This is a genomic window from Cupriavidus sp. YAF13 (genome assembly GCF_052113425.1).
Lineage (GTDB): Bacteria > Pseudomonadota > Gammaproteobacteria > Burkholderiales > Burkholderiaceae > Cupriavidus.
Genome location: NZ_JBFRDD010000034.1, coordinates 114,265 through 134,090 on the forward strand (window position 1 = coordinate 114,265; position 19,826 = coordinate 134,090).

Genomic DNA, 19,826 nt, shown 5'->3' on the forward strand with positions numbered 1-19,826 from the left:
AATTAATATGTCATAACATGAGCTTGTGCGATCAGGCCGCCTTGCTCTGGTCTGCCGCTTGCCCTGCGGACGCCAGAATGCGGAAGCGCCCCAGCTCATCCGGCGCGCACTGGGCAATCAACCCGGTTTCCCAGGCGAGGTAGGCGCGCGCGGCGTCCTTGTTGCCCTCGTGCCGGTCGTGCACGAAAAACAGGTAATCGATACGTGCTTCGGGCGGCAGCCCCACCGGCTCGGCCGCTTCGGGCAGCCCCGCGGCCTGCCAGGTGCGGTAGCCCTCCGCCAGCCGGTACACATGGCGGTAGCCGGCGGCCAGCAGATCCCGCCCGGCTAGGTTGGCGACGTGCGGCTCGCTTGCGATCAGGATGACCGGCTGGTCATGGGTGGCGCCGAGGCGGTCCAGCGTGGCGGGCAGGCGCGGGCGGATCGACCAGGCCGCGCCTTCGGCATGGCCGCGGGCATATTCAGCGCTGTCTCGCAGGTCGATGCGCAGCGCGTCGGGCGCCTCCGCGTGCAGCGCGCGCAGCAGGTTGGCGTCGAGCACCGGCAGGGCGTGGGCGGGCAGGGTGCGCGGCGGCGCGCTCGCCTTGATGGCGGCGTTGACGCCGTGCGCGAGCACGGCGCTCTCATAGCCCAGCTGGTAAAGCCAGCTGGCCACCACAGGTGCGCGCACGCCGTCGTCGTCGAACACGATCACGCGGCTGCCGCGCACGCCGATGTATTGGTCGGTGGCCTGCACCAGCTGGCCGCCGGGCGCGTGCCGCGCGCCGTCGATCGAGCCTTGCGCGAATTCCTCGGCGGTGCGGATGTCCAGCAGGTAGGTGGTGCGGCTGTTGTCGTCCAGCCACTGCTGCGCCTGCGTGGCCGACAGCGCGGGCAAGCCGGCACGCTGCAGCAGCCGGGCCGAGCGAGCGCGCGCCTCGGCCAGCTCGCTGGCCGGCGGGGCCGCCGGGTAGCGGCGCTGGCTGCCGTGCTCAAGCACGTGGCCGGCCAGGTACCAGCCCTGCGTGCCGTTTTCCAGCGCCAGCACGGGATTGGGCAGGCCAAGGTTGCGCAGCGTCTGCGCGCCGATGATGCTGCGCGTGCGCCCGGCGCAGTGCACCACCACGGTGGTCTGCGCATCCGGCAGCAGTGTCGCCAGGCGCAGGGCCAGCTCGCCGTTGGGCAGGCTGTGCGCGCCGGGGATGGTCATCTTCTGGTGCTCGGCAAAGGTGCGGCCATCCACCAGCACCAGCGGCTCGCCGCTGTCGCGGCGCGCCACCAGCTCAGCAGCGCTCAGGCGCGGCGTGTGCTGCTGGTGTTCGACCAGTTCGCCAAACGTCTTCGATGGCACGTTGACGCCCTTGAACAAGGTGTAGCCGGCCGCGGCCCACGCCGCTGCGCCCCCCGCCAGCAGCGTGAGATTGCTGTAGCCCAGGCCAGCCAGCCGTTGTGCCGCCAGCCCGGCCACGCCGTCGCCGTCGTCGAACAGCACAATGCGCTCGGCCAGGCGCGGCGCCAGGCGGGCAACATCCAGCTCCAGCCGGCTGTAGGGCAGGGGCACGGCGAAGAAGGGATGGCCCTCGCCATATTGGCCGTGCTCGCGCACGTCGAACAGCGCCAGGGGCTGGCCGTCGTTAAGCCAGCCGCGCAAGGTGACGGCGTCGATGGATTGGGTCATGGCGTGCTCCGCGTGAACAAGGGATGGGGCTGTCGTCTTGGCCGCAATGTCAGGCCGCTGCTTTCTCGCTGCGGTTCAACTGGGTAGCGTTGTAGTTGACGATGCGCCCGGTCTCCAGCTCCACGCCGATGCGCCCCGTCAGCGTTTCGAGTGGGCGGCCGTAGAGGTGGAAGTGCAGCGTGGGGGCGTCGCCCACCACGTGAATGCTATGGATGTCCTGCGGCAGGAAGCTGATCGGCGTGCCCGGGCGCACCACCAGTTCGCGCTCCAGTTCGATGTTGGCCCGCTCGGGGTTGCTGCCGTCGTCGGTGCGGCGGTAGACGCGGTTGAGCTCATCGCCTTGCACGGCCACGATGACGGCCCACGTGTCATGGTTGTGCGGGATGGTCTTCTTGCCCGGCACGATCGAATTGAGATAGAGCGCCGGCAACTGGCCTTCCCCGCTCAGGCGGTAGCGGGTAGAGGTGGTGGTGCCGTCGCTGGGCGGCGGGAAATCGGCAAAGCCGAACAGGTCCTTCTGGTCGGCCAGCTTCTGCAGCGCGGCGGTGACCTGCCCGAGCGTGGCGCGATCCACCTCGCGCTGTGCCGTCAGTGCGCTGACTTCGGCGAGGGTGGCGGCAATGGCCGCACTGCGCTGGTTTTGCTGATTGGTCTGATTGGTCTGGGTCGTCATGGGGGGAGATCCTGTAATGAATACGATGCCGTGGCAGGTGGCGGCCATGCTCCACTCTACGGAGTGCGCGACCCGGGAAGAACTAACAATATCGCCGATGCATATTCGGTTTTGATCTGGTGCAAGGCCTTCCTGGCGCGCACGGTAAATGGCCACAACCCCGGCGCGGGCCATGTCCGCATCGCCCTGGTGGCCGCCGCCGAGGAGTGCGCGCAGGGCGTGGAGTGGCTGGTGGCCTTTGCCCGCGCGCGGCAACCCGCGGCGGCATGATGTCCACGCCAGGCACGGCATAACGATCTGCGATCTGATTCGTTAGCGCCAGGCGCAAGTTCTTTTAGGCTTCAACGTGCCCAGCATTTTCAAGAGCTTCTTGCCATGACCATTACCGACTTGTCCCAGACCTTGGCCGATACTGACGCAAAGGCCGACCCAAACGCCGACGCCACGGCCGTTGCCGGCCACGTGAGCAGCGCCCGCGCCGCGGCGGTCGCCGCCTTCATCGCCCGTGCTCGTGAGATTGCCGGCAGCCACGCTGCCGACAAGACGCCGCTGGCCGCGATCGCCGACGAACTGGTGGCGCTGGCCAGCCAGGCGCATCTGTTCCCGCCGGCGCATTTCCCCGTGGATGCGGCCAGGCCCGCCGCGATTTACCGGCTGGCGGAAGACCCGGACGGCCGCTTTGCCTTGTTCGCCTCGGCCGGCCTGCCGGGCAAGGCGCAGCCGCCGCACGACCACACCACCTGGGCGGTGATTGCCGGCGTGCGCGGCGTGGAGCGCAATGTGATCTTTCATCGCAGCCAGGGCAGCAAGCCCGGGCTCGATACGCTGGAACCGCTACGCCAGCTCGATGTACAGGCAGGCAATGCCATCACGCTATCGCCCACCGATGTGCATACCATCGAATTGATCGGCGATACGCCTGGCTTGCACCTRCACTTCTACGGCCTCACGTTGTCCCGCCTGAGCGAGCGTGTGAAGTTCGACCCCGCGCCCGAGGGTGGCACGCAATACAGCTACCGCACCTTTGCCGCGCCTGCGCTGATCCGCCATCCGCTGGTGAGCCCGGCCGCGCTCAAGCGCGCCATCGCCGAGGGAGAGGAGCTCGCCGTGCTCGACGCGCGGGAAGAGGGCGCTTTCTCGCGTGAGCACCTGTTGTTCGCCGTGCCCGCGCCGCTGGGCCGGCTCGAGACCACGATCGACCGGCTGGTGCCGCGCCGCACCACGCGCATCGTGGTGACGGATCTGGTCGAGGATATCGCCCACGCAGTCGCGGCCAAGCTGCTGCGCTTTGGCTATACCAACGTATCCGTGCTCGAAGGCGGCACGCGTGCCTGGCAGGCCGCCGGCTATGAGATCTTCAGCGGCACCAACGTGCCCAGCAAAGCCTTCGGCGAAGTGATCGAGCACGAGCTGCAGACGCCGTGGATCACCGCCGAGGCGCTCAAGCTGCACCAGACGCGTGGCGACAACGTGGTGGTGGTGGACAGCCGCCCCTTCACGGAATTCCAGAACATGAGCATCCCCGGCGCGGTGGACTGCCCGGGAGCCGAGCTGGTCTACCGCATTGGCGAGATCGCGCCCGATCCCGAGACGCTGGTGGTGGTCAATTGCGCCGGCCGCACGCGCAGCATCGTGGGCGCGCAGACGCTGATCAACGCTGGCATTCCCAATCGCGTGGTGTCGCTCAAGGACGGCACCATGGCATGGCTGCTGGCCGGCTACCAGCTCGACCACGGCCAGACCCGTTTCGCGCCACAGCCCGGCGAAGCCGCCCAGGCCGCGGCGCGTGAACGGGCCACCCGCGTGGCGCAGCGCGCCGGCGTGCAACATATCGATGCGGCGCAGCTAGCTGCCTTCGCGCAGCAGGTGGATGACCGCACGCTGTACCGCTTCGATGTCCGCTCGCCCGAGGAATACGCCGCAGGCCACCTGCCGGGCTGGCGCAGCGCCCCCGGCGGCCAGCTGGTGCAGGCCACTGACGCCTACGCCGGCACCCGCCGCGCCCGCATCGTGCTGGCCGACTGGGACGGCGTGCGCGCACAGGTCACGGCAGCCTGGCTGGCCCAGTTCAGCGGCCACGAGGTCTACCTGTTCCGTCCGGCACCGCTGGCACCGCGCGAATCCGGCCCCGAGCCCGTGCGCGTGCTGCGCGCCTCCGAGGCCGAAGCACCATGGATCGAAGCCGCATCGCTGTCCACGCTGCAAGCGCGGGGCGGGGTAACGGTGGTGGACGTGGATAGCAGCCTGGCATTCCGACGCGGCCACCTACCCGGCGCATGGTTCGCCACGCCAGAGAAGGTCGCGCTGGTGCTGGAGCATGCCAGTGCCGACGACATCATCGTGGTGACGTCTTCCGACGGCGTGCTGGCGCAAGCGGTGGCAGCGGAGTTGCGCCGCACCAGCCAGCGCGACGTCCGCGCGCTGCTGGGCGGCAACGCACGCTGGCAAGCGCTTGGCCTGCCAACGGAATCCGGCGAGGCCGGCACGGCCGCCGCAGCGCGAGTCCTGACCGGCGACGAAGACGCCTGGTACAGCGCCTACGCTTACGAGGATGAAAACCGCCGGAAGTCCGAGATGCACGCCTACCTGAACTGGGAAATCGGCCTGGTGGATCAACTCGAACGAGACGGTGATTTGCCGGTGCGGCTGGTGGACTACAGGCAGCAGTAGGCGCAAAGGCATCGCTTCGGCCAGCGCCCACCCTCTCCCCCGGCCCCTCCTACAAGTGGGAGAGGGGAGCCAACCAGCGGCAAGATCAACCGTTCAACTGATCAGCCGATCAACCCGTTGTGGTAGCCGTGTGAAGCGCCCGAAGGGCGGGCCACACCCCAACGCGATGCGAAGCGAGCCGTCAAGGTTCACCAAGGCCGTATGGGGCGCCTCGGGATTTCACGAAAAGAGCGGAAAAGAGGGACCCATGTCTGAGTATCGCCTTAAGGCGATGCGAGTTTGGGTACCAAAGCATACCTAGGCAAATCCCGAGCCAACGTAGCATCCAGCGCCTGCGCCGAAGACCCCACCACAACATACCCCGCATCCTCCAGCTGGCTGCGCGTGGCCGGCACATCAAGCACGGCCGCCACATCGCGGCTAATGCGATCCACCACATCAGCCGGCGTAGCCGCAGGCGCAAGCAAGCCCTGCCAGCTTTCCACCGCGAAACCGGCGGCACCTGCCTCCGCCATGGTCGGCACCTGTGGCAGCGCCTTCGAGCGGTAAGGCGTGGTCACCGCCAACGCAGTCAGCCGGCCGGAGCGCACGTAATCGGTCACCGCCGCGAGCGTGATGAGCGTTGCGTCGATATGCCCGCCAAGCAGGTCGACCGTGGCGGGCGCGCCCCCGGCGTAGGGAATGTAGTTGACCTTGATGCCGGTCTGGCGCGATAGCATTTCATGGGCCACGTGGGCAATGCCGCCATTGCCCGGCAGGCCAAGCGTGATCCCGCCCGGCTTCCTGCGTGCCAGCGCGATGTAGTCCTGCAGGTTGCGCACGCCAAGATCCGGCCTGGCGACCAGGATCTGCGGATTCACCACCGCCTTGCTGACACCGCGAAACGCGCGGCTCGCATCGTACGGCAGCGTCTTGAACAGCGAGGCGTTCAGCGTCACGCCTTCGCCACCCAGCAGCAAGGTGTAGCCGTCCGGCCTGGCCCGCGCCACCTGCGCGGCACCCAGGGTGCCGCTGGCGCCCACCACGTTTTCCACCACCACGGGCTGGCCCCATTTCTCGCTGAGCTTGAGCGCCAGCGTACGCGCGAGCTTGTCGGCGCTGCCGCCGGGCGCCACCGGCACCACGATGCGCACGGGACGCGCGGGGAAGGCTTGCGGGGCCTGCGTGGCATCGCTGTGCAAAGGCACGCCAGCGGGTACGCCAGCGATGGCGGCCGCAGCGGCGGCGACGGGCAGGCAGAGGAGGGCGCGGAACAGGGTGCGACGTTGCATGACGGTGTTGCCGGAGGCGAATCGAGCGCAAAGCTTAGAAAGCGTGGCGCTCGCGGCCAACGAATCTTTCCGCGCATGGATATGCGCCCGCGCTGTGCTGCCGCGGGCAACGGAATGCGCATAACGATTGGCTCTTTTATTCGTTCCGTGCCCGTCGGCGCTTGCGTACAGTTTGTCGGCTGCATTGCACCAACGACTTAGCCAACAAGAACTCGAACACACCATGACCCGCACTCTTTCGCTGCGCTCCCCGCGTCCTCTTGTCTTCGCTGCCGCCTTGCTGGCCGGCACCTTCTTTGCCGGCGCCGCGCAGGCCGACGCCACGCTCGACAAGATCCGCCAGCGCGGCAAGATCGTGGTCGGCATCATGCTGTCCGGCAGCGCCTTCGGCTCGATCGATCCCGCCACGCAAAAGCCCGTCGGCTTCAACGCGGACCTCGCGCAGGACCTGGCCAGGCAGCTCAATGTGGAGCTGGAAACGGTGCAGGTGCAGCCGTCCAATCGGGTGCAGTTCCTGCAGCAGGGCAAGGTCGACGTGCTGATCGCCGCGATGGAATACAACGCCGAGCGCGGTGAGCAACTGGGCCACGTGCCTACGCCTTACTATCGTGTGGGCGGCGCGGTGRTCGTGCCCAAGCAAAGCGATATCCGCCGCTGGGAAGACTTGAAGGGCAAGACGGTGTGCATCTCGCAGGGCAGCAGCTATACGCGCCCGGTGCAGGTGGAATACGGCGCCATCCCGAAGGGCTTCAAAGGCTCGGCGGAATCGCTGCTGGCGCTGCGCGGTGACAACTGCGCCGGCGCCGTGCACGACAACACGCTGCTGCAGCCGCTGGTGCGGGGCAACCCGGAATGGCAGAACTACCGCATCGTGCTGCCTGAGCTCAATCCCGCGCCGACCGTGATCTGGACCCGCAAGGGCGAGCAGGACACTATTTCTGCGGTGGACCGCATCGTGCAGAACTGGCATCGCAGCGGCTGGCTGGTTGCCGCCGAGAAGAAGGCCGGCATCCTGCCGCCGTCGCCGGCGCTGACCGAGCTGCATGACAAGTTCAAGGGCGGCCGTTCCTGATGGACGCAGCGATTGCCTGGTGGATCGATGCGGCGCACCGCATCGGCCTGAACTACGCGTTCCTCGCCGATGCGTATGACCGCGCCTCCTTCGTGCATGGCGCTTGGGTAACCATCCAGCTGGTGCTTTGCACCCTTGCCGGCAGCCTGGCCGCCGGAGTGGGAATGGCGGCGGCGCTGACTTCGCGCAACGCGCTGCTGGCCGGTGCCACGCGCGCGTTTGTGGAAGTCACCCGCAACACGCCAACCCTGGTGCAGCTCTACTGCGCCTTCCTGGTTCTCAACATGCTGATCACCCATGCCTTGCAGGACGCGCAGCGGACCAATCCACTCACGCCATTCTTGTGGGTGGTGGTGGTGCTGTCGCTGCACAAGGGCGTGTTTCATGCCGAAGCCTTGCGCGCCGGCATCGAGGCGGTGCCCAAGGTCACGCTGGAGGCGGCGGCGTCGCTCGGCTTTGATCGCCGCACTTTGCTCTGGCGCGTGCAGTTGCCGCTGGCGGTGCGCTTTGCCCTGCCTGCCCTGGTCAACAATTCCGTGGAGCTGGTCAAGGCCACGGCGGTGGCGTCCGCGATTGCGGTGGGCGATATCACCTACGCCTCCATCATGATCTGGACCCAGCGCGACAACGTGCTGGAACTGATGGTGCTGTTGCTGTTGTTCTTCGGCCTGCTGACCTGGGTGGTCAGCCAGGCGGGCAACTGGCTGGAACTTCGACTAAGGATGCCCGGCTATGGCGAGCGCTGATTCCACTTATCTCGCCGCGTCCGCAACGTCGCGCGCCGGTCGTTATGCCGGTCTGCTGTGGCTCCTGCCGCTGGTGGCGGTGGCGCTGGCGGCGACCCGCCATCCGGACCTGGCCCGCGCGCTGGCCAGCGCCTGGCAATGGTCGCCGGCGCTGGTGCGCGGCTTCCTGGTCAATATCGGCGTGAGCCTGCTGGCGATCTTGCTGGGCACGGCCGGCGGGCTGCTGGTTGGCGCGTTGCGCCTGTCGCCGGTGGCGCTTCTGTCACGCCCGGCGCATCTGTACGTGCAGGTGTTCCGCAATGCGCCCTGGCTGGTGCTGATCTATTTTTCCACCTACGTCTTCCCGTTCGAGGTGAATATCGGCAGTCATATCGTGCCGTTCCCCGACTGGTTCAAGGTGGTGGTGGGGCTGGCGCTGCCGGCCAGCGCCAATGTGGCCGAGGTGCTGCGCGGCGCGGTGCAGTCGATCCCGCTCACGCAGTGGGAGGCGGCCAGCTCGATGGCGTTCTCGCGCTGGCAGATCCTGCGGCTGATCATCGTTGCGCAATGCGTGCGCCGCATGCTGCCGCCGTGGATGAACCTGTACGCCACGCTCACCATGGGCACCGCGCTGGCCTCGCTGGTGGGCGTGCACGATCTGCTCGATACCGCGCAGATCGCCAGCAATACCGTCAACCAGACCGCCTTCACCGTGCTGATTTATTTCACCGTGCTGGCGATGTTCTTTGCCTGGTGCTACCCGATTTCGCGCTTCACCCGTTTCCTGGAACAAAAATATGCTGTTGCCTGAACATAACGGCGGGCCCGTGTTGTCCGCGGTCCCCGTGGCTGCCGCGCCGCTGGTTGCGCTCAAGGACGTGCACCTTGCCTTTGGCGGCAACCCGGTGCTCAAGGGCATCGACCTGGAAGTGCGGCGCGGGCAGGCGGTGTCCATCATCGGTCCGTCCGGCTCGGGCAAGTCCACCATCCTGCGTTGCCTTACCGGCCTGCTGGAGCCGCAGCAGGGCACGGTGACGGTCGGCGGCGTTGCAGTGCGCGAACTGCGCAGCGAGGCCGAGCGCATTGCGCTGCGCAAGCGTGTGGGCTTTGTCTTCCAGCAGTACAACCTGTTTCCGCACCTGACCGTGCTGCAGAACCTCACCATCGCGCCATTGCGCGTGCTGGGACGCGGCCGCGCCCAGGCGGAGGCCACCGCCATCGCGTTGCTGCGCAAAGTGCGCCTGGCCGACAAGGCGGGCGCGTATCCGGGCGAACTCTCCGGCGGCCAGCAGCAGAGGGTCGCGATCGCTCGCGCGCTGGCGATGGAGCCGGAGCTGATCCTGTTCGACGAGGTGACCTCGGCGCTGGACCCGGAGACGGTGGGCGAGGTGCTGACCGTGATCGGCGACCTGGTCGAGGAGGGGCTGACCTGCCTGCTGGTGACGCACGAGATGCGCTTTGCGCAAGAGATCAGCGACGAGGTTTACTTCACCGAAGGCGGGCGCATTGTCGAGCATGGCCCGGCCAGCCGCATTTTCAGCGCGCCGCGCAGCGAGCGCACGCGCGCCTTTCTCAACCGCTCGCTCGGCACAGCCCCGCGCGCGCAGGCCGATCCCTTCGTTTTCTCTTTCGACAAGCTGCGCTTCGCCGTCTGAGCGCGGCACAAGCCAAACTCCCTATCGAGCAACCATGAGCCATCATCGCGATACCCAACTGATCCACGCCGGCACGCCGCCCTTTGTCCAGGGCCACGGCCCGGTCAATGTGCCGGTGGTGCGCACCAGCACCGTGCGCTTCGAGAACTCCGACGCCTATGACGATATCCGGGCGCGCCATGCGCGCGGCGAGCGTGTCAGCTCCTATGGCCGGCAGGGCATGGATACGCACCGCGCGCTGGAAGACGCGATTGCCGGGCTCGAAGGCGGCAATCGCACCTTCCTGGCGCCCTCGGGGCTGGCGGCGATCTCGCTGACCTTCCTGGCGCTGCTGTCGCCGGGTGACCATGCGCTGGTGGTGGACAGCGTCTATGCGCCGGTACGCAGGCTGGAGCAAACGCTGCTGCGCCGCCTGGGCATCGAGGTCAGCTATTTCTCGCCCAGCGAGGACGATGTGCAAGCGCTGATCCGCCCCAACACGCGGCTGCTCTACCTGGAGTCGCCCAGTTCTCTGTTGTACGAGGTGCTGGACCTGCCACGCCTTGCGCAGATCGCGCACCGCCATGGCGTGGTGGTGGCCACCGACAATACGTGGGCTTCCGGCCATGTGCTGCAGCCGCTGGCGCTCGGCGTGGACATATCGATCCTGGCATCGACCAAGTACATCAGCGGCCATTCCGACCTGATGCAGGGCGCGGTGGTGGTCAAGGACGCGGGGCTGGCGCGCCGCATTGCCGATGCCTACGATGGCTTCGGCCTGGCCATCAGCGCGGACGATGCCTACCTGGCGCTGCGCGGCATCCGCACGCTGGCCGTGCGGCTGGCCCAGCACCAGCGCAATGCCTTGGCGGTGGCACAGTTCCTGGAAGCGCATGAGGCGGTAGGGCGGGTGTTCTATCCGGCCTTGCCCTCGGACCCCGGCCACGCGCTGTGGCTGCGGGATTTCTCTGGCGCCAACGGGCTGGTCTCGTTCTCGCTGCCCACCGCCGATGAGGCGGCGGCGCGCAAGCTGGTGGATTCGCTGAGCCTGTTCGGGCTGGGGGCTTCGTGGGGCGGCTATGAAAGCCTGGTGCAGGTGGCAGCGCCGGAGCGCCTGGCGCAACACTCGTACTGGCGTGGCACCGAGCCGGTGATCCGCCTGCATATCGGCCTGGAAGCACCGGAGGATCTGATCGCCGACCTGGCGCAGGGACTGGCAGCGACGGTGCCGGCATCTGCGCCGCAACGGCGTGCGGCCGCCTGAGGCGGTGCGATTGACGGCCGTTCGCGAGAGGGCAAGGCCGCTAAAAAAAGAAGCGGGACGGGAATTTGCCCGCTTCGCAAAAAAGCCAGTGTCATCGTTGCGCTGGCTTTCAGTACCCGCTGGCGTGGCGACACCGGCCGCGGGCAGCGCCGCGGCCGTCACGCCTCAGATTGCCCAGCCGCCGCCGTAGAACACGGCCAGCGCCATCGCGATGGCCACGGTGCCCACGTTCAGCTTGCGGTATTCACCGGCCACGATGCGGCCGATCACCAGGGTGCAGAAGCCCAGCATGATGCCCGTGACGATATTGCAGGTCAGCACGATAAAGACCGCGCAGACCAGGCCGGCCATGGCGTCGACCATATCGTCCATATGCAGCTTGCTGACGCTGCTGAGCATCAACAGGCCCACATACATCAGGGCAGGCGCCGTCGCGTACGAAGGCACCAGCCCGGCCAGCGGCGAGAAGAAGATCACTGCCAGGAAGAGCAGGCCGACTACCACCGCGGCCAGGCCGGTCTTTGCGCCGGCGGCCACGCCAACGCTCGATTCGATGTAGGCCGCAGCGGGCGCGCCACCGAAGAAGGCCGAGAAGATCGAGCTGAGCGAGTCCGTGGTCAGGGCACGCCCGCCGTTGGGGATCTGTCCCTTCGCATCGAGCTGGCCGGCCTGGCCCGCGACGGCGCGGATGGTGCCGGTGGCGTCGAACACGGCCGTCATCACCAGTGCCAGCACGCTAGGCAGCACCGTCAGCGACAGCGCACCCTTGATGTCCATCGCACCGATCAGCGAGGCATGGCCCGGCGCGCTCAGCGCGGGCAGCGCGAACACGCCCGTGAACTTGACGGCGGGATCGAAGGCCAGGCCCAGCGCGGAGATGGCGATGATCACCAGCAAGATGCCGCCCGGCACCCGGCGCCGTTCCAGCCCGAAGATGGCGGCCAGGCCGAGGATCGACATGACGACCGGGAAGGCGGTGATCTTGCCCAGTGTGACCGGCAGGCCGGCGCCGGGGTTCTTGATCACCAGGCCCACGTCGTTGGAGGCGATCAGCAGCAGGAACAAGCCAATGCCGATGCCCGTGCCGTGCGCCACGCCGGCCGGCAGGTTGCGCAGGATCCAGGAGCGCACGCCGGTCACGGAAATGGCGGTGAAGACCACGCCCATCAGGAAGATCGCGCCAAGTGCAACGGCTGGGGAGAGCCCCTGCCCAAGCACCAGCCCGAAGGCGGTGAAAGCGGTCAGCGAGATCGCGCAGCCGATGGCGATGGGCAGCTTGGCCCACACGCCCATCAACAAGGAGCCGAACGCCGCGGTCAGGCAGGTTGCGACGAACACGGCACTGCCATCGAAGCCGGCCTTGCCGAGCATGCCCGGCACGACGAACACGGAGTAGACCATGGCCATGAAGGTGGTGGCGCCGGCCAATGCCTCGCGGCGCCCGGTGCTGCCGCGCTGGCTGATCTGGAAGTAACGGTCGAGGAAGCCCTTGGCTTCGATGGATGCGATGGCGTCGATGGCCTTGGCCTCGATCGCGTCGGTGCCGGGAGCGGTGGCACGGCCGGGGAACGGCTGTTCAAGCATGGCGGAGTGTCTCCTTTGTGGTGCGCTGGGGCGGCGGCTACGTCGCTCATACCCAGGCTGTCTCGCTTTTTCGTTGTCGTTGCCGAGGCCGTCATGCGGGCCGCTGCGCACAAGATTTGTGTCGCGTTCGGCACTGCATGCGGCCCGGTACGCCGCTGTCGGCCGCTTGCTCGCCACTCCGTGCTGGCGCTGCCGGTCCGACATGGCGCAAGACTAAGGGAGGGGCAGCATTCGTTCATAACGGCCGGAACATGGCTGACATTGGGAAATGAATATGAGTGGCGCTTGCGCCGGCGGCCGGCGGGGCGTTCGGAAAAGCGCGGATTGTGGCTGGACGCGGGCAGGAAGGCAACTACCAAAGCGGCGATTGCGCGAATGCCGCCCAAATTGTCAGGACTGCCGGGACATTGGGTAAGGGGGATGGCGGCGGGCGCGGCAACTAGACGGTTTCGTCTCTTCGCCCCTACACTGCATGGCCACTCCGGCACATTGCCCGCTTCCACCTAGCCAAGCCATGCACGCCATGCAAGTAACCTTCCGTTGCGACCCGCTGCTGCAGGACAGCCTCCCGCGCCCGCAGCCTGCCCAGCAGGCGCTGCCGGACTGGGTGCGGGCGATGCGTCCCAAGGCGTTCTCGCCCCTGCACGGCCGCGACATCCGCACCATCAAGCAATGCCCGCCGTTCATCGATGCCATGACCCACGGCTTTGTGATTCTGCTGCCATGCGACGTGCGCGTGGCGCGGGGCGTGTTCTCCTGGGATTGGGACTTGCCCGAGCCGGGCATCGACGGCCATCCGCGCGCGCCGCTGAGCTTTCACGTGCCGGAGCAACTGGGCGGCACGCCACTGTACTCGGACGCCGTCGCCCTGAAATTCAACAGCTTCTGGACCATCGAGCTGCCGCCCGGGTGGTCGCTGCTGGCGATGCATCCGGCCAACCGCTGGGATCTGCCGTTCCGCACGCTGAGCGGCCTGGTCGATGCGGACCGCTTCCATGACGTGGGCATCAATTTCCCGGCGCTATGGACCGACACGGGGTTCGACGGTGTCCTGCCCAAAGGCACGCCGGTCGCGCAGTGCTGCCCGGTGCCGCGCGCGGAGCTTGAACTGTCCTTCGGCACGATCGACGCAGAGGGCGCCGGGCGCTACGAGAAGCTGGCGGCGGAGGTACTGACCACGCCCGGCGTGTACCGCAAGCGCTTTCGCGCGCCGCGCGAGCGGGGCGGTCAGTCCTGAGTGCTGCCCGGGTTGCCTGAGCCGCCGAGGCTGGTTAGCAAGGCACGCAAGGCGCCGAGGTTTGCCCATAGCCGGCCCTGCGGTCCCGAGCACAGCGCCTGCGCGATGCGGCCGAAGGTCTCCGGCGCAACGCGGTAGGCGTGCGCATAGGCGGCCAGGGCCGCATCCGGCTGGCCGTCTTCCTGCAGCACGATGCCAAGGTTGACCGCCGCCGGCGCGGCGTCCGGCTGGCAGGCCAGGGCGCTGCGCAAGGCAGCCTGCGCACCGCGCAGGTCACGCCGGTCTTGCCGCACCAGCCCAAGCTGGATCCAGCCGTCGTAGTCCTGTGGATGCGCGCCGACGAGGGCTTCCAGCGTGGCTTGCGCGGCGCACAGGTCGCCGAGCGCCTGCTGCGCGATGGCCAGGTTCAGGCGCGCCTCCCGGCTGCGCGGCTCCAGCGCCACGGCACTGGCAAAGGCGCCAGCGGCCTCGGACTTGCGCCCGAGCGCATGCAGCACCTTGCCCCGCTGGAAATGCGCGCGCGCGATATTGCCGTCCAGCGCCAGGGCGCGGTCCAGCGCCGCCAGCGCGGCTTGCAGCTCGCCGCCTTTGCGCATCGCTTCCGCCAGTTCGATCCACGCCGGCGCAAAACCCGGCGCCCGCTGGATCAGCAGGCCCAGTTCCGCCACGGCATCAGCCGTCCCGCTCTGCAACCGGGCGAGGCAGGCGAGATAGCTCGGCTCCAGGGCATTGCCACTGAGCGCGCAGGCGCGCAGCAGGGGCGGCAGCGCCTCTGTCGGCGCGCCATCGGCCAGCGCCGCCCGGCCGGCGATCAATAGCGAGGGCAGGTGATCCGGCCGCAGCGAGAGTCCCTGCGCGATATGGCGCCGCGCCAGCGTGGCCTCGCCACGCTGCAAGGCAATCTGCGCGCTCAGCTGGCACACGGCGGGATGCGCCGGGTAGCGGCCGATGAGCGCGGCCGCATAGCCGGCAGCTGCATCGATCTTGCCCTGGTTAAGAAACGTGATGGCCGCCGTCAGCCCGGCCTCCAGCTCAATGGCCAACTCAACTGCCAGCGCGGCTTCGGGCGCGCTCGGGTCCGTACTCGGCTTGGTCATGGCAAGCGGCGTGGTTGCGGTGGCGCAAGCTTAACCGGTCTTGCCGGCACGCGGCGTGCTTACGCCTGGCTCACTCGCCGCTATCCAACGTCATCCAGCGCCAGTCAATGTCGGCACGCAGGTCAAACGCCATCGATATTTCTTAAAAAATGGGCAGAAAATTCTTAAAAAATAGGAAATCAAGTCTTAAAGAATGAGAAATCAACTCAAGTTCGGACTTGTCCGATAGACACCCCTTGAATTAGTGCGCTAGCCTGTTTCGCGAAACGGCACTGGCATACGTGCCCGTGCCGATCAACGAGAAACCAGACTTCACCGCCGCCATGCGAACCCTCAACGATGTTCTGCAGCATCCGAGTGCCAGGCTGACCCAGCATCTCGGTCTCGCGATCGCTACGCTCGCCTCACCGCTGGATGTTCTGGAATTCCGTATCGAGGAAGGGTTCAACGAAACCTACGTGGCCGACATTACCGTCACGTCGATCGACAAGACGATCGACGGCGCAGCCTGCGTGGGGCGCCGGTCGACCTTCACGATCGACGAGCGCGCCGCGATCCCATCGTTGCCGGACCTGGTCGACCCGGTCATCAATCCCGCCCGCACGGTCAATGGCGTGGTGACGCAATGGGAGCGTGTCAGCACTAGCCGTGACGAGGCAACCTACAGGCTGCGCATCGAGCCACGTGTTGCGCTGTTCAGGCAGGTGTACGACTCGGGAATCTTCCTGGGCAAGACGCTGAAGGAAATGATCGCCGAGTCGATCATCGACCGCCATCTGATCGAGTCGTTCGACGTCGAGTTCAAGCTGGAAGGCGTCGAAGAGCGCTTCGAGCAGGCGCTCATGTACGAGGAGACCGTCTGGAACTTTGTGGCGCGCCATTGCCGGCGCGCCGGCATCTTCTTCTACTTCAAGCAGGGCCGCAAGGCAGACGGGCCACAGCGCGACACGATCGTGTTCGGCAACTCGCCGCGCGGCTACGTGCGCGCGCTTGAGGTGCCGCTGATGCCGGTCTCGGGCCTCTCGGGCAACTGGCATGAGGCGGTGCTGTCGATCAGCGCGGTCCGCAAACTGGTGCCGGCCATGGTTGAGTTGCGGGAGCACAACTACCGTACGCCAGTCGATCCGCTGAAGGCCAAGTCGTACGTCGCACGCGACGACCCCTCCGTGTACGGCAGCGTGAACCGCAGCACCGAGCACCATCACACGGCAGAGGTCGGGCAGATGCTGGCCGACGCCAGACGCGACGAACTGATCGCCCGGCAGACCACGTTCAAGGGCACAAGCAACGTGATCGGCATGATGCCTGGCATGGTGGTGCGCCTGACCAACCACAAGATGCCCGAGGCCGAATACGGCGTCGTGATCACCAAGCTCGTCACGACCGGCAGTCGCAGCCAGCCGGTCATCAACGCGTTCGAGGCGACGCCTTCGCATCTGACGTATCGTCCCGAGTACATCCCCGAGCGGGACTGGCGCTGGATCTGCGGCACGCTGACCGCCACCATCGAGTCAGGCGACGACGGCCCCTACGCGTGGCTGGACGAAGCCGGCCGCTACCGGGTATTGCCCCATTTCCAGCGCCGCACGGGCAAGCGGGGCGTGAACACCATGCCCCTGCGTCTGCTGCGCCCCAGTGCCTCATACCAAGGGGGTTTCCATTCGCCGTTGCTGCCCGGCACGGAGGTCCGGCTCGAAGGCACCAACGGGGACGTGGACCGCATGTATATCGCCGGGGCGTTGCATGACTATGCGCACCCGGACATTGTGCATGGCAACGCTGGCTGGCACAGCCGCGCGATATGGCGCTCGCCGCTCCAAGGCGCAAAGATCCGCTTCGAGGATCTGAAGGGCCACGAAGGCGCAAAGATCGCGACGGTCCACATGAAGTCGTCGTTCAGCCTTGGCTATCTGGTCGACAGCCAGAAACAGAAGCGCGGCGAGGGCTTCGAGATCAGCACGCAGGGCTGGGGCACCGTGCACGGGGCGAGGGGCCTGATGCTGTCAGCCGACGGCTTGTCGAGTCCGAATGCCCCGCAGCTTGAGATGCAGGCGGCGCTCCAGGAGCTTCAGTCGGCCCTGAGCCGCGTGACCGCGCTGGTGGATGCCACCACGCAGGCGAAGGCCGTGCCCGCCGACAAGGCGACCCAGGCAAGCCTGAAAGACGCGCTGGACCAGCTCAAGAGCGCCGGGCTGATCGCCAGCGCACCGGGCGGCATCGCGCTGGTGACGCCACAGTCGATCCAGCAGGCCGCCAGCGCGAACGTGATGGTGAGCGCCGGCAGGCACGTTGACGTGAGCGCGGTAAAGCGCTTCACGCTGGCCGCCGGCGACCTGATCTCGCTGTGCGCGCACAAGCTCGGGCTGAAGATCTTCGCGGCGAAGGGCAAGGTCGAGATTCAGGCACAGAGCGACGCGATGGACCTGTTTGCCGACAAGCAACTGCGGGTGGCAAGCGCCAGCCAGGACGTGCTGGTGAGCGGGAAAACGAAGGCGGCCATGGCCAGCGGCGGTGCCGCGCTCACGATCGAGAACGGCAACGTGGTGTTCCACTGCCCGGGCGAATTCCGGATCAAGGCGGCTTCCTTTACCTTCGAGGGGCCGGCGAATGTTGAAAACGCGCTGCCCCATTTGCCGCAAGGCGAATTGACGGTTTCGAACACCTACAACATGTCGCGCTAAGACAATGATCATCAGCCCTCCCTTTCTGCCCGTTGCCGGCACCGCGTCAAACGCCCCCGAACTGACCGACCCGATGATGAGCGTGGTGGATACCTTCGAACTCGCTCACGGTGTCTATCCGATCGCCTTCGACCGCCGCTGGCACACTGGCGTGCATCTATACCCCGCTACCCGGAACGAGAAAGTACGGGCGATTGCCGATGGCGAAGTCGTGGCATATCGGGTGTGTCAGCACGCCACCGATGGTGGAGATGGCGTGCTCGATAGCAACGCGGGTTTCGTCCTGCTCAAGCATACGACGGAGACGGGCGACGGCCGCACGCTGACGTTTTATTCGCTATACATGCATTTGCTGGAATTGAGCGCATACAGCAGCGTTGGCGTGAACGCGAGCGTGTTGCCGGAATTCCTGCGCATGCCATCGCCCGGCGGGAGCCAGACTCCGCCCGTGGCGCCGCCGGCGCAAGCGGGGGGTGGCAAAAAGGTATACCGGAAAGACGTGCTCGGGTTGCCGGGGCGTTGTCACGAGCAGTGGCATATCCACTTCGAGATCTTCATGCTGCCCGATGACTTCAATCGTTACTTCGCCGCGACGCAACTCGGGAACAGGCAACCCCAAACGCCCACGGGACAGGACTACTGGGGGCATAGCCACTACATTGTGCCGGCGAACCAACCGTTCTGGACGCAGCCGCCGGGAACGGTCAACGGCAAATTGCAGGGCGTTGCCTTCGCCGCGTTGCAAGGCGGTCAAAACGAGCAACCTTTGCACATCGAATCGTATTTTCACCGGGGTAACAAGTACACGAGCGCGTGGAGCGTCGCCGAAGACGGTTCGCGAACCCAGCTCCTGAAGGACAAGAAAGAGTCTGAGTACGAATACAACCTCTACAACCGGGCAATGAAACTCTATCCGGCGTGCCCGAGCGATGGGTATGAATTGCTGCGCTTTGGCCGCATCCTGTCAGCTTCGCCCACGCTCCCGGCCGGCATGGCAAGAACAACGTGGATACGGGCAGCGTTCGCTGTGGGTAAAGAGGGCTATATCGATCTCAACAACGACGCGATCGTGAAGCTGTCGGATGCGGATTTTCCGTTCCTCGCGAACTGGCAGAAGATCGACGAAGGCAGTAGCCCGTTTGCAGGTGACGGGCTGTGCGACATTGATCGATTGCAAGCCATTCTAGGCGCGGCGAAGGAGAGTCAGACGCAGCAGGAGCAAGGCGAGCAGGAAGCGTATAAAAAAGAAGATGCGCTAGCCCGGTACGTCAGGAATACGGCAGGCGTGCGTGATCTGCTCAAAGGGTTTGTGTGTCAGGCGCCGAGCGAGTGGGACGGAACAAATAATGAAGCGCGATACGGAAAGCTGCTCAGCCAGCAGGGCGAGTTTTATTACGGCGATAGCGCTGGGTACGCGAAATATATGGCCCTGTTGAAGCAGTTCCAGTTTTGGGATGCGACAAATCTGCAATCCGGTGCGAAACTCTGGTTTTTTCACCCACTCCAGTTCATCCGGTATTTTAGAAAATGCGAGTGGTTAAATCATGGCGAGCTCGCGGCCACGTTCCCCCGTCACATGTTCTATACGAAAACGGGAAACCCGATAGTTGCAATCACGACAAACAATGATATCTATGCCCTTGAAAAAAGTGAGGCTTTGGGTCGTGTGGCGAATTACATAGGTCCATTAAATGAGTGTATTAGGAAATACATCGGATGTGACAAACAGCGGCAAGCTATATTTCTGTCTCAAGTACTTCTTGAGACTGCGCAATGGAGAAATCTAGGTGGAACGAAACGACTCATGCATGAATGGGGGTTTGGAGCGTATTCATCGAATAATCCGGCAACTCAATACTATACCGCGTTCTACGGGCGAGGGATTATGCAACTCACGTGGGCCGGAAACTATGCTTCGTATGGGAAATTTAGGAATTTTCCGCCTCATACAGGCCAATATGTCGAGCGACTGCCAAATTCAGCGCCAAGAATAACGAATGGGTCACAGCACTATAATTTTAAGCCGAGCGACCAAGGTCACTTGATTCGTTGGTCCCCTCGATTCGATCCAGATGTTGTGGCCGAGGATCGTTATCTGGCCTGTGATTCCGGCGGATTTTTTTGGGCATCGAGGCCTTTTTCGGAGGGCGTCAACATAAATGGCGCTGTTCAGGTTAAGCGTGGATAGCTGCTAGACTTTGGTCGTTGATATGACGAGAGCAGTCGATGAACGCCCGCCAGTTCAAGAGATTCCTGGAGTC

Annotated in this window: 15 protein-coding genes; 10 read left to right on the plus strand and 5 right to left on the minus strand. The window is 65.7% G+C overall.

From position 1 onward, the window contains the following. Positions 1-31 precede the first annotated feature (31 nt). The gene (locus AB4061_RS25465; RefSeq protein WP_441638706.1) at positions 32-1,657 is read right to left on the minus strand and encodes a rhodanese-like domain-containing protein; all 1,626 of its coding nucleotides are present in this window, start codon (positions 1,655-1,657) and stop codon (positions 32-34) included. Positions 1,658-1,706: 49 nt separating this feature from the next. Beyond that, positions 1,707-2,330: a cysteine dioxygenase gene (locus AB4061_RS25470; RefSeq protein ID WP_441638708.1), complete on the minus strand. Its 624-nt coding sequence runs from the start codon at positions 2,328-2,330 to the stop codon at positions 1,707-1,709. 111 nt (positions 2,331-2,441) lie between these two features. On the opposite strand from AB4061_RS25470, the gene AB4061_RS25475 reads away from it, so the two are divergent. Together AB4061_RS25475 and AB4061_RS25480 are read left to right on the plus strand one after the other, a co-directional pair. Next, positions 2,442-2,600: a hypothetical protein gene (locus tag AB4061_RS25475; protein ID WP_441638710.1), complete on the plus strand. Its 159-nt coding sequence runs from the start codon at positions 2,442-2,444 to the stop codon at positions 2,598-2,600. 105 nt (positions 2,601-2,705) lie between these two features. Then, positions 2,706-5,000: a rhodanese-like domain-containing protein gene (locus AB4061_RS25480; RefSeq protein WP_441638712.1), complete on the plus strand. Its 2,295-nt coding sequence runs from the start codon at positions 2,706-2,708 to the stop codon at positions 4,998-5,000. 263 nt (positions 5,001-5,263) lie between these two features. Here AB4061_RS25480 and AB4061_RS25485 read toward each other — a convergent pair whose 3' ends face one another. Further along, on the minus strand, positions 5,264-6,271 hold the full coding sequence (locus AB4061_RS25485) for a tripartite tricarboxylate transporter substrate binding protein (RefSeq protein ID WP_441638714.1): 1,008 nt from the start codon (positions 6,269-6,271) through the stop codon (positions 5,264-5,266). A gap of 223 nt (positions 6,272-6,494) precedes the next feature. Here AB4061_RS25485 and AB4061_RS25490 point away from each other — a divergent pair, with 223 nt between their 5' ends. From AB4061_RS25490 to metC, 5 genes are read left to right on the plus strand one after another with little or no spacing between them, the layout of a single operon-like run. Beyond that, positions 6,495-7,343 carry a transporter substrate-binding domain-containing protein gene (locus AB4061_RS25490; protein WP_441638716.1) on the plus strand — a complete coding sequence of 283 codons (849 nt, stop codon included), beginning with the start codon at positions 6,495-6,497 and terminating at the stop codon, positions 7,341-7,343. After that, on the plus strand, positions 7,343-8,089 hold the full coding sequence (locus AB4061_RS25495; RefSeq protein ID WP_441638718.1) for an amino acid ABC transporter permease: 747 nt from the start codon (positions 7,343-7,345) through the stop codon (positions 8,087-8,089). Before AB4061_RS25490 ends, AB4061_RS25495 begins: the two co-directional genes overlap by 1 nt. Beyond that, a complete protein-coding gene (locus AB4061_RS25500; RefSeq protein ID WP_441638720.1) occupies positions 8,076-8,879 on the plus strand; it encodes an amino acid ABC transporter permease in 804 nt (267 codons plus the stop codon). Before AB4061_RS25495 ends, AB4061_RS25500 begins: the two co-directional genes overlap by 14 nt. After that, a complete protein-coding gene (locus AB4061_RS25505) occupies positions 8,866-9,723 on the plus strand; it encodes an amino acid ABC transporter ATP-binding protein (RefSeq protein WP_441638722.1) in 858 nt (285 codons plus the stop codon). The genes AB4061_RS25500 and AB4061_RS25505 overlap by 14 nt, the downstream gene beginning before the upstream one ends. Before the next feature lie 34 nt (positions 9,724-9,757). Next, on the plus strand, positions 9,758-10,966 hold the full coding sequence (gene metC / locus AB4061_RS25510; RefSeq protein WP_441638724.1) for a cystathionine beta-lyase: 1,209 nt from the start codon (positions 9,758-9,760) through the stop codon (positions 10,964-10,966). Positions 10,967-11,131: 165 nt separating this feature from the next. Here the strand turns inward: metC and AB4061_RS25515 are convergent, their stop codons facing one another. Beyond that, positions 11,132-12,550, minus strand: coding sequence for an NCS2 family permease (locus tag AB4061_RS25515; RefSeq protein WP_441638726.1), 1,419 nt, complete (start codon positions 12,548-12,550; stop codon positions 11,132-11,134). A gap of 523 nt (positions 12,551-13,073) precedes the next feature. Here AB4061_RS25515 and AB4061_RS25520 point away from each other — a divergent pair. Beyond that, positions 13,074-13,787, plus strand: a complete 714-nt coding sequence (locus AB4061_RS25520) for a hypothetical protein (RefSeq protein ID WP_441638728.1) — start codon at positions 13,074-13,076, stop codon at positions 13,785-13,787. On the opposite strand, the gene AB4061_RS25525 is transcribed toward AB4061_RS25520, so the two are convergent. Beyond that, positions 13,778-14,884 (minus strand): tetratricopeptide repeat protein, encoded by a 1,107-nt coding sequence (locus AB4061_RS25525; protein WP_441638730.1) that lies wholly within the window; start codon positions 14,882-14,884, stop codon positions 13,778-13,780. The genes AB4061_RS25520 and AB4061_RS25525 overlap by 10 nt on opposite strands. Positions 14,885-15,171: 287 nt before the next feature. On the opposite strand from AB4061_RS25525, the gene AB4061_RS25530 reads away from it, so the two are divergent. Both AB4061_RS25530 and AB4061_RS25535 read left to right on the plus strand, forming a co-directional pair. Continuing rightward, entirely contained in the window at positions 15,172-17,565 is a 2,394-nt protein-coding gene (locus AB4061_RS25530; protein ID WP_441638732.1) for a type VI secretion system Vgr family protein, read from the plus strand. 4 nt (positions 17,566-17,569) lie between these two features. Beyond that, a complete protein-coding gene (locus AB4061_RS25535; protein ID WP_441638734.1) occupies positions 17,570-19,753 on the plus strand; it encodes a peptidase M23 in 2,184 nt (727 codons plus the stop codon). Positions 19,754-19,826: the final 73 nt, after the last annotated feature.